The 15,004-nt window shown below is 63.5% G+C and carries 14 protein-coding genes; 6 read left to right on the top strand and 8 right to left on the bottom strand.

The window, feature by feature from the left end; translation table 11 throughout:
* The first annotated feature begins 48 nt into the window (after positions 1–48).
* The 3 genes from AArc1_RS13515 to AArc1_RS13525 all read left to right on the top strand — a co-directional run bounded on the left by AArc1_RS13515 (position 49) and on the right by AArc1_RS13525 (position 2,831).
* Complete coding sequence (locus tag AArc1_RS13515; RefSeq protein WP_117364868.1) at positions 49–1,329, top strand: DUF7544 domain-containing protein; 1,281 nt, start codon at positions 49–51, stop codon at positions 1,327–1,329.
* Positions 1,330–1,470: 141 nt separating this feature from the next.
* Positions 1,471–2,613: an acyl-CoA dehydrogenase family protein gene (locus tag AArc1_RS13520; protein ID WP_117364869.1), complete on the top strand. Its 1,143-nt coding sequence runs from the start codon at positions 1,471–1,473 to the stop codon at positions 2,611–2,613.
* A gap of 5 nt (positions 2,614–2,618) precedes the next feature.
* Positions 2,619–2,831, top strand: coding sequence for a hypothetical protein (locus AArc1_RS13525; RefSeq protein ID WP_117364870.1), 213 nt, complete (start codon positions 2,619–2,621; stop codon positions 2,829–2,831).
* A 74-nt stretch (positions 2,832–2,905) separates the two neighbouring features.
* Here the strand turns inward: AArc1_RS13525 and AArc1_RS13530 are convergent, their stop codons facing one another.
* The 4 genes from AArc1_RS13530 to gdhB form a co-directional block, all read right to left on the bottom strand.
* On the bottom strand, positions 2,906–3,370 hold the full coding sequence (locus tag AArc1_RS13530) for a DUF2062 domain-containing protein (RefSeq protein WP_117364871.1): 465 nt from the start codon (positions 3,368–3,370) through the stop codon (positions 2,906–2,908).
* Positions 3,371–3,547: 177 nt separating this feature from the next.
* Positions 3,548–4,804, bottom strand: a complete 1,257-nt coding sequence (locus AArc1_RS13535) for a Glu/Leu/Phe/Val family dehydrogenase (protein ID WP_117364872.1) — start codon at positions 4,802–4,804, stop codon at positions 3,548–3,550.
* 147 nt (positions 4,805–4,951) lie between these two features.
* On the bottom strand, positions 4,952–5,812 hold the full coding sequence (locus AArc1_RS13540) for an HpcH/HpaI aldolase/citrate lyase family protein (protein ID WP_117364873.1): 861 nt from the start codon (positions 5,810–5,812) through the stop codon (positions 4,952–4,954).
* A gap of 108 nt (positions 5,813–5,920) precedes the next feature.
* Complete coding sequence (gene gdhB, locus AArc1_RS13545) at positions 5,921–7,195, bottom strand: glutamate dehydrogenase GdhB (RefSeq protein ID WP_117364874.1); 1,275 nt, start codon at positions 7,193–7,195, stop codon at positions 5,921–5,923.
* A gap of 266 nt (positions 7,196–7,461) precedes the next feature.
* Between gdhB and AArc1_RS13550 the strand changes: the two genes are divergently transcribed.
* Positions 7,462–7,920, top strand: coding sequence for a MaoC family dehydratase (locus tag AArc1_RS13550; RefSeq protein ID WP_117364875.1), 459 nt, complete (start codon positions 7,462–7,464; stop codon positions 7,918–7,920).
* Positions 7,921–7,948: 28 nt separating this feature from the next.
* Here the strand turns inward: AArc1_RS13550 and AArc1_RS13555 are convergent, their stop codons facing one another.
* Both AArc1_RS13555 and AArc1_RS13560 read right to left on the bottom strand, forming a co-directional pair.
* Positions 7,949–8,299, bottom strand: coding sequence for a DUF5658 family protein (locus AArc1_RS13555; RefSeq protein WP_117364876.1), 351 nt, complete (start codon positions 8,297–8,299; stop codon positions 7,949–7,951).
* Positions 8,300–8,585: 286 nt separating this feature from the next.
* Entirely contained in the window at positions 8,586–10,367 is a 1,782-nt protein-coding gene (locus AArc1_RS13560; protein WP_117364877.1) for an acyl-CoA carboxylase subunit beta, read from the bottom strand.
* A 493-nt stretch (positions 10,368–10,860) separates the two neighbouring features.
* On the opposite strand from AArc1_RS13560, the gene AArc1_RS13565 reads away from it, so the two are divergent.
* Both AArc1_RS13565 and AArc1_RS19630 read left to right on the top strand, forming a co-directional pair.
* A complete protein-coding gene (locus tag AArc1_RS13565; protein ID WP_117364878.1) occupies positions 10,861–12,033 on the top strand; it encodes a hypothetical protein in 1,173 nt (390 codons plus the stop codon).
* A 30-nt stretch (positions 12,034–12,063) separates the two neighbouring features.
* Positions 12,064–12,438 carry a hypothetical protein gene (locus AArc1_RS19630; protein WP_321169158.1) on the top strand — a complete coding sequence of 125 codons (375 nt, stop codon included), beginning with the start codon at positions 12,064–12,066 and terminating at the stop codon, positions 12,436–12,438.
* A gap of 132 nt (positions 12,439–12,570) precedes the next feature.
* On the opposite strand, the gene AArc1_RS13575 is transcribed toward AArc1_RS19630, so the two are convergent.
* Positions 12,571–13,782, bottom strand: a complete 1,212-nt coding sequence (locus AArc1_RS13575; protein WP_117364879.1) for a phosphoglycerate kinase — start codon at positions 13,780–13,782, stop codon at positions 12,571–12,573.
* Positions 13,783–13,806: 24 nt separating this feature from the next.
* Positions 13,807–14,880, bottom strand: a complete 1,074-nt coding sequence (gene gap, locus AArc1_RS13580) for a type I glyceraldehyde-3-phosphate dehydrogenase (RefSeq protein WP_117364880.1) — start codon at positions 14,878–14,880, stop codon at positions 13,807–13,809.
* Positions 14,881–15,004 lie beyond the last annotated feature (124 nt).

The raw sequence follows: 15,004 nt of genomic DNA on the forward strand, positions 1-15,004 counted from the left end.
GGAAGAACAGTATTATTTTCACCGTCGAAACGTAACGTAACAGCAGATATGGATGCTGTCGACGACCTCGGCGATGCGATCGACGTAACGCGGGACCTCCTGTTGCCGATACGGCCGTGGCTGTGGCTGAAGCTGGCGATCGTCGTCCTGTTCGTTACGGGGATCGGGTTGGGCGGCGGTATTCCGAGCGATCCGGGCATCGTCTCCGAGACCGAGGAGCTGGCACCGGCCGATCCAGCGGCCGACCCAGCGGCCGACCCGATGGCCGAGCCGCTCCCGGATGAGTTCTTCGCGATCGCACTCGCCCTCGTCCTCCTTGCCGTGTTGCTCTGGTTGTTCTTTGCGATCGTCGGGGCGATCATGGAGTTCGTCTTCGTCGAGTCGTTGCGCTCGAACGACGTTCGGATTCGCCGATTCAGCAGGGAGAACCTGGGCCGGGGCCTCCGACTCTTCGGCTTTCGGCTCCTCGTTGGGCTACTCTCGTTCGCGGTGCTCGCCGTCCCCGCGGCTGCCATCGTTCTGACTGCCTCGGGCACCGAAGCCATCCTCGGGAGTTTCCTCTTGCTCGCCCTGGTCGGCATCGGCGTCGGACTCGTGTACGTGATCGTGATGCGGTTTACCTCCGAGTTCGTCGCCCCGATTATGCTGCTCGAATCACGCGGCGTCCTCTCCGGCTGGCGGCGGTTCTGGCCGACGCTGACCGGTAACTGGTCCGAGTACCTCGTCTATCTGCTGTTGGTCTGGATCCTCCAACTCGTGGTCAACATCGCCGCTGGCTTTTTGATCCTCTTTGCGCTCGTACTCGTGGCGATTCCGTTCGTGATTCTCCTCGTCCTGCTCGTGATGCTCGGCGAGATCGGCTTTCTGCTCGCGATACCAGTCGTCCTCCTGGGCGTACTAGTCGCCTTGCTGGTCGTCGCACTCATCCAGATGCCGATCCGGACGTACTTCCAGTACTACGCGCTGTTGTTGCTCGGCGATACGAACCGCGATCTCGACCTGATTCCCGACCAGCGAGCGGCTGCTCGCGATGATGACGAGCGCGACGGGCGCGACGGGCCGATCAGTGCTGGCCGCGAAGACCACTGGGAAGCCGACGAATCCGAGTCCGACCGACGCGACGACCGCGACGACGAAGGTGCCATCTGGGACGACTCCGACCCGTGGGACGACAGTAGCTGGGACGACTCGAGCGATCGAGAGTCCCGTAACGAGAACGACGCCGGTGACTGGGACGTGTTCGACGACGACCGCGAGGCTAACGAAGACAGTGACCACGACGGAGACGACGAAGACGGCGACGACCGCGACGAAAGGCGGGGCTGGTAACGCCGCGCTCTCGCCGTCGTCGGGGATTTTCGGTAATCTCGGGTAGCCTACTCGGCGGTGTGTGTCTCCTGTAGCGAGGCGAATACTCCGATCCACCGTGTGCGGGGTAACATTCAATCCGTATCCGGCCGCATATTGCGTATGGAGTTCACGCTGCCCGACGAACACCGGATGGTTCGGGATACCGTCAGGGAGGTCTGCGAGACAGAAATCGAGCCGATCGCCCAGGAGATCGAAGACGAGCATCGCTTTCCGGCCGAAATCTTCGACCAGCTCGCAGCGCTGGACGTGATGGGCGTCCCGATCACCGACGAGTACGGCGGGCTCGGCGGCGACACCCTCATGTACTCGCTGGTCGCCGAGGAACTCGGTCGCGTCTCGGGATCGATCGGCCTCTCGTACGTCGCACACACGTCGCTGGCATCGAAACCGATCGAGCAGTTCGGCACCCACGAGCAGAAAGAACGTTGGCTACGCCCGCTCGCGGAGGGCGAGTATCTCGGCGGCTGGGCACTGACCGAACCCGAGAGTGGCTCCGATGCCTCCGACATGGACACGACCGCACGAAAGGAAGGCGATGAGTGGGTTCTCAACGGAACCAAGCAGTTCATCACGAACGCCAGCGAGGCCGGATCGATTCTCGTCAAGGCCGTCACTGACCCCGAGGCGGGCTACGATGGCATTTCGACGTTCATCGTCGATCCCCGCGAAGACGACGGCTTCGAGGTAACGACGATCTGGGAGAAGATGGGGCTCAACGCCTCGCCGACCTGTGAGATCCGACTCGAGAACGTCCGGCTCCCCGAGGACCGATTACTCGGCGAAGAAGGCGACGGCTGGGACCAGACGAAAAAGACCCTCGACGGCGGTCGAATCTCCATCGCCGCGCTTTCGACGGGACTCGCCCAGGGTGCCTACGACCACGCCAAGCGGTACAGCACGGAACGCGAACAGTTCGGTCAGCCGATCTCGAGATTCGACGCCGTCCGCGACACGGTCGTCGACATGCACCGGAAGGTCGAGCGCGCACGCCTGTTGACCTACAGGGCCGCGACGACCTACGACGACGGCGAGCCCGTCACGCGGGAGTCCGCCCTCGCGAAACTCGACGCCAGCGAGGCCGCCCGCGAGGTCGCAGAGGACGCCGTCCAGGTGCTCGGCGGCTACGGCTACACGACCGACTTCGCCCCCCAGCGGTTCTACCGGGATGCCAAACTGATGGAGATCGGCGAGGGGACAAGCGAGATTCAACACCTCGTCATCGGCCGAGAAATCGGCCTCTGAGAGCCGTGCTCGCGCTCGTAATCGGTCTCGGACTCGTTGCGCTCGGGCTCGCTGGCGTTCGGTACGCACCGGCGATCGTCCAGGCCCAGCATCGCCAGCGAATGACGCCGATCGACGCGGACGAGATAAACGACGAGGATCGCGTCCGCGTCACGAAGGGGACAGCCGTCGCCGTCGCCCTCCTCGGCGTCGGACTCGTCGCCTATACCGTCGTCTAACCAACTCGAGGCGAACGACCAGTTCCCGATCTCGAGCCGACGCTGGATGGGCCAGTACTCGAGCGATGGGAGCGCTATGTCGGCCCTGACCCCCGTCGTTTTCGCTCGCGATGGGCGCTGATCAGATGAAAGACGAGGAGGTAGCCGACGGCCGCGAGGACGAACGCGACCACCACGTTTCCGACCAGCAGCTGTCGAACGGCAAATCTGGCGGTTTCAGTGGCAGATCCGGCCGACTCGAGCGATGGCGTGTGAACGAACACGCCACCGACCTGAAAGCTCGCGACGTAGACGACGGGTTTGATGAACGGGTTGAGGACCGCCACGGAGGCAAAGAGAGCTGGTTTACTGATCCAGGACCACACCGAGACGAGTACGAGAAAGAGGCCGATCCCTAACCCACCCGTCGGTAGGGTCGTCACGAAGACGCCGATGGCGAAACTGATCGCGACCTCGTGTTCGGTGTGTTCTTCCCGAAACGCCGCGGTGAGTTCGCGGCGGACCCGGTCACGATAACAGGCGACCCGTTCCCGAACCATTAGGCTCTGCCAACCGGTGTGCTGCGAATCTGATAAAGATGTCGAGTCGTGCGAAAACGTATCAGCGTACAGCCGCGTTGGGGCGATACTGATACTGTCAGACAGAGATTACTGAAGAGGATTCGCCGGGTGGGTGCGACGAATTTTCACACTCGTTCTATCCGGCAGTCTGACGACCTATGGGAACGTCCCAGCTTCGTCGAACGCGTCCGCGACCCGCTGGATCGCCACGACGTACGCAGCCGTCCGTGGGTTGTCGAGATCGTGTTCTTCGATCGTTCCGACGAGCGCGTCGAAGGCGTCGACGATGATCCCTTCGAGTTCCTCGTTGACTTTCTGTTCGGACCAGTAGAACCGCTGACGGTTCTGGACCCACTCGAAGTACGAGACGGTGACGCCGCCGGCGTTCGCGAGAATGTCGGGGATGACGAAGACGTCCTCGTTCTCGAGTATGCGGTCGGCATCGGGCGTCAACGGGCCGTTAGCGGCCTCAGAGATGACGTCTGCGTTGATGTCGGTTGCGAGGTCGCCGTCGACTGCGTTCTCGAGGGCGGCAGGGATCAGGAGGTCGACGTCGAGGGTGAGGACCTCGTCGTTGGTGAGTTCGTCCTCGCTCTCCTCGTAGCCGACGATACTGCCGGTCTCGTTTTTGTACTGTTTGGCGGCGACGGGATCGAAACCGTCTGGATTGTAGATTCCGCCGGAAGAGTCACTCGCCGCGACGACCGTCGCACCCATCTCGTCGATCAGTTTGGCGGCGATCCAGCCGGCGTTCCCGTAGCCTTGGACGGCGACGGTTGCGCCCTCGAGGTCCTTCCCGAGATACTCGAACGCCTCTCGAGCGGCGAGGACAGTCGATCGACCCGTCGCCTCGACGCGACCCTCACTACCGCCACTGGCGAGGTGTTTGCCAGTGATGACACCCGGCTCCGTGGTGTTCTCGAGTGTCTCGTAGGTATCTTTGATCCAGTTCATCTCCCGCTGACCCGTGTTCACGTCCGGCGCGGGGATGTCGCGGTCTTCACCGATCATCGGACGCAACTCCTTCGCGAACGACCGGGTAAGACGCTCGAGTTCGGCCGTAGAGTATTCGTCGGGATCGACGACGATCCCGCCTTTTCCGCCGCCAAGTGGGATGTCGACGATCGCCGTCTTGTACGTCATCCAGCCCGACAGCGCCTTCACTTCGTCGCGAGAGACCTGTGGGTGGTAGCGGATACCGCCTTTGTATGGACCGCGATCGCCGTTGAACTGCGAGCGAAACGCTTTGAATCGCTCGAGCGAGCCATCGTCGAGCTCGACCGTCAGATTCGTCTCGAGCACGCGCTCTGGATGCTTGAGGCGCTCGATGACGTCGGCTTCGACGTCGAGATACCCAGCCGCCTCGTCGATCTGCGACTGGAGGCTCTCGAACGGGTTGGCTGTCTCTGACATTGTCTGGGGGTTCCGAGGTCACCGAAATAAGCATTTTGAAAGCCAATTAGTAAATAATATCCAATATAAGGTGTAGTGAGATGGTTATATTCTGTGTAGCCGTGGGCGGTCGTTCCGTTCTAGCGATTCCGCTCGTCCGATGGCGGCTTACTTCCGATGGTTGGCGGCACGGGTGCGCTCGAGGATGCGTTCGGCCTGGGCGATCAGCGGTGCATCGATCATCTCGCCGTCGACCTCGAAGACGCCCCGACCCGCTTTGTCGGCCTCGCGTTTGGCCTCGAGGACGGCTTCGGCCCATTCACGCTCCTCGATCGACGGCGTAAACGCCTCGTTGATCGGGGCGACCTGTGCCGGATGGATCGCCAGTTTGCCGTCGTATCCAAGCTGGACGGAAACAGCCGCGTCCTCGCGCAGTCGCTCGTCGTTCCCGAAATCGGTGACGAGGGTGTCGATCGCCACACAGTCGTGAGCGGCCGCCGCGACCACCGCCCGCTGGCGGGCGTAAAGTACCTCCGTCCCCTCCGGCGTTCGAGTCGCACCGAGGTCAGCGGAGAGGTCCTCGGCCCCGAACACCAGCGCGTCGGTCGCCTCGGCGGCGGCGACGTCCGGGGCAGCGAGGATACCCGCGGCGCTCTCGAGGAGCGCGAGGACGGGGCGGGGTTCGTCGTGGGCCTCGAGTTCGGCTTCGAGTTCGTCGATGTCGGCTGCAGACTCGACTTTGGGGAGCATGACACTATCGAGGCGAAGGCTGGTGCTGTCTTCGAGGAGTACCGCGAGATCGTCGCCGAACGCCTCGCTCGAGGCGTTGAGGCGGACGCAGACTTCACAGTCGGGATCGAACGCGGAATCGGAGAGGACCTCGCGGACCGTCGTCCGGGCTTCGCCCTTTCGATCGGGCGAGACGGCGTCTTCGAGATCGAAGACGATCACGTCGGCACCGGAGTCGGCTGCCTTGCGAAGCATCTCAGGACGGTCACCGGGTGTAAACAGGACGCTTCTGCGGACCATACGGGAAGTCCACCGGCCGTAAATAAAGGAATGCTGGGAAAATCGTATGGGATGGACGTCAGGTCCGATCGAGCGCGGAGAAGACTGATCGAGAGCGAACGGACCGAGTCAGGGCCAGAGACCGCGAGCGTCGTGCGCTGCCGCGATGCGTGAGAGAGCAACGATGTACGTTGCATCGCGCCACGTGACGTCGCGGGCGTCGTACTCCGCACAGATCGCGTCCCAGGCGCTGAGCATCTCGGTCTCGAGTTCCTCGTTGACGCGCTCGAGCGACCATTTGCGGCGGTTGATGTCCTGGAGCCACTCGAAGTACGAGACGGTGACGCCGCCGGCGTTGGCGATGATGTCGGGAATCACCGCCACGCCGCGCTCTTCGAAGATCTGGTCGGCCGTCGACGTGGTCGGGCCGTTCGCGCCCTCGACGATCAGGTCGGCTTTGACCTCGCGAGCGTTCTCGGCCGTGAGGACGTTCCCGATCGCCGCCGGGATGAGGATGTCCACGTCCAGCTCGAGCAGTGCCTCGTTCGAGAGCGTCTCGGGAGCGTCGTAGCCCGAGACCATGCCGGGCGTCTCGTCGTGGTCTTCGACGTCGTTAGTGTCGAGTCCGTCCGGGTCATAGATTGCGCCGTCCACGTCGGAGACAGCGACGATCGAGGCACCGAGGTCGTCGAGGTAGCGTGCGGCGTTCGCACCGACGCTGCCGAAGCCCTGGACGGCGATAGTCAGGTCTTCGATGTCCCAGCCGTAGTAGTCGATCGCCTCCCGAGTGATGATGCCGACGCTTCGTCCCGGTGCCTTCTCACGTCCGTACGAACCGCCAACGACCGGCGGTTTGCCGGTAACGACGCCCGGCGATGTCTCGCCCTCTTGCATCGAGTAGGCGTCCATGAACCAGGCCATCGTGGCCGGATCGGTCCCCATGTCGGGGGCAGGGATGTCCTTCATCGGTCCGATGACCGGGCGGAGTTCCTCGGCGAAGCGACGCGTAAGACGCTCTTTCTCGGCCGAGCTGAGCGTTTTCGGGTTGACGACGACGCCTCCCTTCGCGCCGCCAAACGGGAGGTCCATTACGGCACACTTCCAGGTCATCCACATCGCGAGTCCCACACACTCCTCTTCGGTCACGTCGGGGTGGTAGCGCAGCCCGCCTTTGTACGGGCCACGAACGCTGTCGTGGTGGGCGCGATAGCCCGTGAACATCTCCCTGGTCCCGTCGTCGCGTTCGAGCGGGATCGTCACCCGGAAGACGTTCCGGGGATGGCGCAGTCGCTCGACGATGCCCTCGTCGACGTCGAGGTGAGCAGCGGCCCGCTCGAGCTGTCTGCGGGCTGTTTCGACGGCACTCTCCTCGTTCGGTTCCGATTTCGGGTTAGCTGTTGTCATACTGGTGGCCCCCACGTCGAAGTGCCACCCGGGTTGACGGGAGTCGACAAATCCGTACCCAGGCGACGGCTCGCGGGTTATGGTATGAGAATTTCCGATCACCAGCTATAACCCTTGTCACTGGACGCCGGTTCGTGCAATATTTGCACGACTCACGTTCGCATCGCGCTGATGGGACACCCTGGAGGGGGGGTAACGGACGCTCGACGGAGACAGCCTCGCCACGGCCCAACACGCTTTAGTATCGGGTCGCCGACACTGTCGCTATGACTGGGCTCTACTACGAGGAGTTCGAGGTCGGCCGGACGATCGAACACGAGCGCCGTCGAACGATCAGCGAGAGCGACAATCAGCGTTTTTGTGATATGACGATGAACCAGCAGCCGTTACACCTGGATCAAGAGTTCGCTGCCGACACCGACTTCGGCGAGCGCCTGGTCAACGGCCTCTACACGATGAGCCTCGCCGTCGGGATCTCCATCCCCGAGACGACCGACGGTACGATCGTCGCGAACCTCTCGTACGACGACGTCGAACATCCGGCACCGGTCTTCCACGGCGATACCATCCGCGTCCAGTCGACGGTCACCGACAAGCGCGAGACCAGCGACGGCGAACGCGGCATCGTCACCATGCACGTCGAGGTGTTCAACCAGGACGACGAGCTCGTCTGTGCGTTCGATCGCACCGTTCTCTCGCTGAAACGCCACCGAGCCGAGACGTAGTCGCCGGCCTCGAGACGCGGGGCCGGACTCACACCACTGACGAGATCATATACAGGTTGATACCGACGGCGATCGTCCACGGGATCGCGAGCCCGGCGGGGACGATCGGTTTGTACACATCGGGGAGGATCGGTCGACAGGCCAGGCCGACACCAACCGCCAACGTCTTCAGTGCGAGCATCCCGGCCAGTCCGTAGCCGTCGATCGCGCTCCGTGCGATGGGGTTCGATTCTGCCAGTCCAAGGTGGAGGCCCACGAACGTCGTTACGACGTCCCCAACGAGCGAGAGCGCGACGAGTGCCCAGAGCGCCCGCTCGAGGGCGGCCGGCGTGACGTCGATGGGAATGCGGTGGTGTGAGTACGCACCGTCGGAACTCATAGGCTCCCCGCCGGAGTCGAACCGGCTGTCGCCGTCGAGAGCGAGTACGCTCCGCTACAGGCGACGTGTGTTTTGTTATGGCAAGCGTAGACGACCGTCACCGATCGGTAAGCACTGATAACCGAGACGATGGCGGCCGCTCGAGAACGAGACACAACGAGTAGGCCGTGCTACAAATCGGTTCGACGGGTGGGGCACACTACCGATCTGTGCAGCGAATGCAGGTTCGCAGGATCAGGGTGGGCGCGACGAGAATCGCCCTCGAGACGAGCCTCGACGGTGCCCGCTACAGGATGGTTCCGTGTTTTTTGCTCGGGAGTGACTTTTCGACATCGGCGTAGAAGTCGAATCGGGCGACGAGTTCCCGGCGCAGCTCGCTCGGGGGAACGATCTCGTCGACGACGACTTCGCTCGCCATTCGGTGGATGTCGATGTCCTCGCGGTACTCCTCACGGAGTTGTTGGGCTCGGCGGTCGCGTTCGTCGGGATCGTCGATCTCGGCGAGTTTGCGCGCGTAGACGGCATTGATCGCCGCTTCAGGACCCATAATCGCGATCTCGCCGGAGGGGAGGCCAATGACACTCTCGGGGTCGTACGCCGGGCCGCCCATCGCGTAGATGCCAGCGCCGTAGGCCTTGCGGACGACGACGGTCTGTTTCGGTACCGTCGCCGATGAGGTGGCGTAGATCATCTTCTTGCCCTGTTCTAAGATCCCCTCCTTTTCGACCTGTGAGCCGGCCATGAAGCCGGGCGTATCACAGAGGTAGAGTAAGGGGATGTTGAACGCGTCCGACTTCCAGATGAACTCGGCGGCCTTTTCTGCGGCGTCGGGGAAGATCGCACCCGCGCGGGTGGCGGGCTGATTCGCGACGATACCGACGGGACGGCCGTCGATCCGGGCGTAGGCCGTGATGATCTCTGCGCCGTAGTCGGGTCGTAACTCGAAATACGAGCCTTCGTCGACGATCCGATCGATGACGTCCACCATGTCGTATCCCTTGTTCGGCTCCTGTGGAACGACGGCGTCGATGCCCTCGGGCGACTTCGCGGGCGGTTTACCCGCTTTCTGTGGCGGCGTCTCGTCGGCGTTATCCGGCAGGTACGTAATGAGTTGGGCGACCAGCTCGCGGGCGTGTTCTTCGTCCCGGGCGACGAGGTCCGCGGAGCCGGACTCGCGGGCGTGGACCTGCGGGCCACCCAACTCCTCGAGGTCGATCTCTTCGCCGGTGACCATCTGAACCATCCGCGGGCTGGCGATCGCCATCGCGGACATCCCTTCGACCATGATCGTAAAGTCCGCGAATACCGGCGTGTAGGCCGCCCCGGCGATACAGGGACCATAAAGGACACAGATCTGGGGGACTCGACCCGAGAGCATCGAGTGGTTGTAGTAGTATTTCCCGATGCCCTCGCGGTTGGCGAAGAAGCCGGTCTGCTGGTCGATCCGGCCGCCGGAGGAGTCCATCAGGTAGAGGACGGGCTGGCCGGTCTTCAGCGCGCGTTGTTGCATCCGGAGGAACTTCTCGACGCCTTTTGCGGCCATACTCCCGCGTTTGACGGTGTAGTCGTTGGCCATGAAGTGCAGATCCCGACCCTCGAAGGTCGCTCCACCGGTGATGAGGCCGTCCGCGGGCAGCCTGTCGTCCGTCTCCTCGCCGACGCCGTCGGGGTGCCAGTCGTCGAAGGCCGCGAACGTGCCGTCTTCGAAGAGAAAGGCATCGTCTTCGCCACCAAACCAGAGGTCGAGGCGGTCACGGACGAAGAGTTTGTCCTCCTCCGGGAGCTGTTCGCGATACTTCTCTGGCCCCCCCTCGAGGATGTCTTCGATTTCGTCTCTGAGCCGTCGTTCACGGCTGGTCGGCTCGAGCGCTGGCTCGTCTGAGTCGCCGTCCCTCGCGGTCGACGCGTCGCCGTCGTCGTTCGAGCGCCCCTCGTGGTCGTAGACGACAGTCGGTTCCGACGCATCACCGACGTATACCTCGACCGAGTCACCGAGGTGTGCGGCCAGGGCAGCCGCGATCGCCGAGACTTCGTCGTCGGTTGCACCCTGTGCGATACGGATGTCCATATATCACAGTGAGTATGGGCAGGTAAAAAGGCATTCAGGTGACGGGATCGGTCGGGAGCGAGAATCGAACCGAAAGCAGAGAGTTCGGTTCGCACGGGAGAACCACCGGGCGAGCGCCGCGCCGACGGTCGGGGGAGAGTTGAGTCGAACCGGGGAGACGAGTCGCTGTCTCCGTGGTCACCAACACGGAGACATCGTACGCTCGAGGCCACTCGAGCACGAATGTTCGTCTTCGGTCGTTCAGGTATTATGTGATGAACAGGCGCAGTGACTTCTGTCCGACAGTACGACACGCGAGCCGGTAACTGGCGACTTCCGTCCACTCGGACCCAACAGAACCGACTGCCGGAACGGAGACAGCTGACAGCAGGTGCAAGCGCTGTGGCTTTCGACGGTTTTGCACTACCTACCAGTAGCTATCGACCACCCCGTGTACGTGAACATTAGCTTTGACCGAACGGGGCGCACCGTTTTCAAGCACCGAGACACCGGTATGTCAGGAGAACGTACGGAGCGCTCCGGGAGCCGAGCTGCAGGTCTTCGGAATCGACTCGAGTCAGGGATCGACCGTCGGGAGTTCCTTCGGACCGCTGCCAGCGGCGGCTTTGCGGTCGGGCTGGCGTCGGTGCTCGGCGTCGACGACTTCCTCGCGGCTGACGACGACGAGGTGACCGTCGTCACCGCGGTAGTCCGATCTGATCCCGACGATCCGTTCTCACTCGAGGAACGAACCCGGGACGTCCCAGCAGGCTGGTACGAGGCCGTCGAGACGGCCCTCGAGGTGAACGAGTTGCTGGCTCGATACGCCTTTACGGGGTATTTCGGCAGCGCGGTGGTCCCCGGAAGCTACGAGAGCGAAAGCGCGGCCGTCTCGATCGGCGTCTCGACTGAGGGGAGTTCGATTCCCGAGATGGTCCGCGAAGTGGCCGACGGGATCTCGATCAATGCCGAAACGATCGTCGACATCGACAACCTCGAGGAGGGACCCGACTCGACTCGACCGCGGTTGGCTTCGTCCGTCGACGGCGGGACGGCACCGAGCGGCGTCGCGTGCGAGACACCCTCGAGTATGGCGACGCTCGCACCGGCGCTTTATCATCCTGACGGGGAGCGGTCGTTCTTCGCCACGGCAGAACACGCGTTCGAGGCGGTCTCAGACCCAGTCGGTCAGGAGACCTTGCTTCCGGTCGAGGGTGCCGAGTCGATCGAACTCGGGACCGTCGAACGTGCCCACCCCGTCGAAGACGTCGCTGCGATCGAGCCCACCGGGCCACTCCAACCTGCAAGCTGGATCGACGCTCCGACCACCCGGCGCGTCCGCGGACAGCTCACCCGGTACGGAATCGCCGATCTCATCGCCCGCGACGAGGAACTCGAGAAAGTCGGTGCGCTTACCGGGCATACGACCGGTCGCATTCAGGGTCTCGACGCTGTCACCTGTTTCACCGACGAGTTCTGCCGGCGCGGCCAACTGCGCTGGGGTGGCGAGATGGATCTGACCGACGGCGATAGCGGCTCCGTCAGCTACCACTCCGACCCGGAGGGTGACGACGAGGACGTCCTCGTCGCGGGATTCAACAACGCCCGCACGTGGTGGCCGGGCCAGAGCTACGTCTGGGGCGTTTCCGCCTACACGCTCACCGAGGAGTATGGCTATCACTTCTGATCGCTCGAGTCGGACGATGAGAACATCACGATGAATAACACCAGAACCGAAAACCGCACCGAAGCGCCCGACGAAGGCACACGATCGGCTGACGACGGTACAGCATCAGCCAACGACGCCACACGATCAGCCGACGACCGAACATCATCGACCAGCGACCGACCGTCGAGCGCCGATAGCGAGCACACAACGCGGCCAACCGGTAGCGTTCGGACGGTCGCCAGAGCTGGATACCGGTTGCTCGCCGATCTGGCGATCATCACGCTCTGGGTCCTGTTTTGTACGCTGCTCTTTCTCGAGACGGGGTGGCCACGCTGGGCGTTCTACGGAGTGCTCCTGAGTGGCGTCGCTATCTACGTCTCGATCACGGCGCCGTGGGTCGGTCGATCTCGAGCGACGAGTTGAGAGCCTGGTACGGTCGGAAAGAGCACCGGCTGCTCGACGTCGGCATCGACGAGCAATACATCCGTAGCACGTAGACGGCACCGGCGATCTGGTGTTACGGACTGTCGCCAGCTCGACACGCGATGAGCGACGTCACTGCTCACGCTCGAGCGCCTCGACGCCGACGAGCGGGTCGCCGGTGAGCGCGCGGACGTACGCGCCGCCGGCGATCGATACCTGTGAAAACTCCGCCTCGTCGAGATCGTACAGTTCGATCGCCCGGGCGGTGTCGCCACCGCCGACGACCGAGAAGCAGTTGGCGTCGGCGATCGTCGTCAAAACGGCGACGGTACCGTCGGCGAACCGCTCGTCCTCGAAGACGCCGAGGCCACCCTTGACGAAGACCGCGGCGGAGTCGGATGCGAACTCGGCGAATCGCCGAGCCGTCTCCGAGCCGACGTCGAGAAACGGACGTTCTTTCGACACCCCCTCGAGCGCCGTCTCCGCTCGCTCGCCGCCGTCGGCTTCGTAGGCGAGGTCCGTCGGGAGGGAGAGTCGGTCGCGGTCGGCCTCGAGGATGCGTGTGACGTCCGCCTGGTAGGCATCCCACTGGTGGTCGAACAGCGACGTGTCCGCGACGTCGTAGCCAACGTCGTGGCCGTCGGCCCGCAAGAAGAGTTCCCCGACGACGCCGCCGAGACAGAACCGATCGACGGTGTCGTCGAGGCACTCGAGGATCGGGATGGTGTCTTCGGCCTTCGTCCCGCCGAGGATCATCGTGACGGGGCCGTCGAACTCCCGTTCGCGGACGGCCGTGATCGCCGTGTACTCCTGTTCCATCACCCGGCCTGCGTAGGCGTCCATCACGCGCGGAAAGCCGACGATCGAGGCGTGTGATCGGTGGGACGCGGAGTACGCGTCCCCGACGTAGGCGTCAAACGCCGGGGCGAGCGTCTGGACGAGGTCCGTCTCGGCTTTGACATCGGGCGCTTCTTCGGGCAACTCGTCGTCGCACATCCGGACGTTCTCGAGGAGAAGGACGTCGCCGGGCTCGAGGGTGTCGATCGCCTCGAGCGCCTCGTCCCCGTCGGTGTCGGCGACGAACGCGACGGGACGATCGAGGTGGTCGGCGAGGAGGTCGGCGTGTGCCTCGAGCGAGACGAACGTCTCGCGGCCGGGCCGACCCTGGTGGGCCAGCAGGGTGATCGCGTGGTCGTCCGCGAGCAACTCCCGGATCGTCTCGGCGTGGCGGGCGAACCGTCGGTCGTCCTGGACGACCCCGTCCTCGACGGCCGCGTTGACGTCGATGCGGACCAGCAGTCGTCGTTCGGGCTCGAGGTCGTCGATCGTTCGGAACGTAGTCATGGCTGTGGGGTGGTCTTCGGGCTGTCAGTGGGAGACGGTCCGTTCGGCGTCGATGCTCTCTGACTCGCTCGCGACGTATCTCGCGAGTTTGATCATCTGGTTCGAGAAGCCGTACTCGTTGTCGTACCAGGCGAGCACTTTCACCGTGTCGTTGGCTGCGACCATCATGGACTCGAGATCGACGTACGAGGCGAACGGCAGCCCGACGATGTCCCGGGAGACGATCTCGTCGTCGGTGTAGCCGAGGACGCCGGCCAGCCTGTCGTCGGCTGCGGTCCGGATCGCGTTGGTCACTTCGTCTCGCTCGATGGTCTCCTCGATGTTGACAGTGATGTCGGTGACCGACCCGTTCGGCACCGGTACCCGCATCGCCATCCCCTCGAGTTTGCCCTCGAACTCGGGGAGCACGTCGCTGGTCGAACCGGCCGCGCCGGTCGTCGTCGGAACGATGTTCTCGGCGGCAGCGCGGCCACGCCGTCGTTTCTCGAGGGGGCCGTCCACGAGCGCCTGACTGCCGGTGTAGGCGTGGACGGTCGTCAAGAATCCAGAGACCACCTCGAACTCCTCGTCGAGAGCCTGCAGGACCGGCGCAACCGAGTTCGTCGTACAGGAGGCGTTCGAGAGGACGTCGTCACCCTCGTACTCCTCGTGGTTGACGCCGTAGACGAACATCGGGACCGCCGGTTCGCCCGTCGGCGGCGCCGAGATGATCACCTTGTCCGCACCCGCCTCGAGGTGCTTGGCAGCCTCGTCGTGGGTCCGGAACAGGCCCGTCGCCTCGAAGGCGATGTCGACGTCGAGCCCGTCCCACGGGAGGGCAGACGGCTCGCGCCCCGAGAGTAACTGAAACTCCTGGTCGTTCACGAAAAGGGTGTCCCCGCGACGAGAGACCCCTTCGAGGTGACCGTGAACCGAATCGTACGTGAGCAAGTATGCCATGTCGTCGTCGTCCATCACGTCGTTGATCGCTACGATATCGACGTCGTCGTGAGTTAGCGACGCCCGGAGGAGACACCGTCCGACCCGTCCAAATCCGTTGAGCCCGATTCGAAGCGGTTCGTCCGCTCCTGTATGTGTGCCGGTTGGATCGTCACTCATGATCCGGACTCCACCTCCGGCGTGTATATTTGTTGGGCCAAAGCGTTAGCAAGCGCTAGTTACAGGCCTTCTAATACGCGAACTCGACATGAATACCCCAACAGATACCACCGTCGTCGTGGAA

Origin of the sequence: Natrarchaeobaculum sulfurireducens (assembly GCF_003430825.1) — an archaeon.
GTDB classification, from domain to species: Archaea; Halobacteriota; Halobacteria; order Halobacteriales; family Natrialbaceae; genus Natrarchaeobaculum; species Natrarchaeobaculum sulfurireducens.

Excerpts from the sequence above, each read along its gene's own strand:
- AArc1_RS13515 (WP_117364868.1), top strand. The coding sequence starts at position 49 with ATGGATGCTGTCGACGACCTCGGCGATGCGATCGACGTAACGCGGGAC.
- AArc1_RS13520 (WP_117364869.1), top strand. The coding sequence starts at position 1,471 with ATGGAGTTCACGCTGCCCGACGAACACCGGATGGTTCGGGATACCGTC.
- AArc1_RS13530 (WP_117364871.1), bottom strand. The coding sequence starts at position 3,370 with ATGGTTCGGGAACGGGTCGCCTGTTATCGTGACCGGGTCCGCCGCGAA.
- AArc1_RS13535 (WP_117364872.1), bottom strand. The coding sequence starts at position 4,804 with ATGTCAGAGACAGCCAACCCGTTCGAGAGCCTCCAGTCGCAGATCGAC.
- AArc1_RS13540 (WP_117364873.1), bottom strand. The coding sequence starts at position 5,812 with ATGGTCCGCAGAAGCGTCCTGTTTACACCCGGTGACCGTCCTGAGATG.
- gdhB (WP_117364874.1), bottom strand. The coding sequence starts at position 7,195 with ATGACAACAGCTAACCCGAAATCGGAACCGAACGAGGAGAGTGCCGTC.
- AArc1_RS13550 (WP_117364875.1), top strand. The coding sequence starts at position 7,462 with ATGACTGGGCTCTACTACGAGGAGTTCGAGGTCGGCCGGACGATCGAA.
- AArc1_RS13555 (WP_117364876.1), bottom strand. The coding sequence starts at position 8,299 with ATGAGTTCCGACGGTGCGTACTCACACCACCGCATTCCCATCGACGTC.
- AArc1_RS13560 (WP_117364877.1), bottom strand. The coding sequence starts at position 10,367 with ATGGACATCCGTATCGCACAGGGTGCAACCGACGACGAAGTCTCGGCG.
- AArc1_RS13565 (WP_117364878.1), top strand. The coding sequence starts at position 10,861 with ATGTCAGGAGAACGTACGGAGCGCTCCGGGAGCCGAGCTGCAGGTCTT.
- AArc1_RS19630 (WP_321169158.1), top strand. The coding sequence starts at position 12,064 with ATGAATAACACCAGAACCGAAAACCGCACCGAAGCGCCCGACGAAGGC.
- AArc1_RS13575 (WP_117364879.1), bottom strand. The coding sequence starts at position 13,782 with ATGACTACGTTCCGAACGATCGACGACCTCGAGCCCGAACGACGACTG.
- gap (WP_117364880.1), bottom strand. The coding sequence starts at position 14,880 with ATGAGTGACGATCCAACCGGCACACATACAGGAGCGGACGAACCGCTT.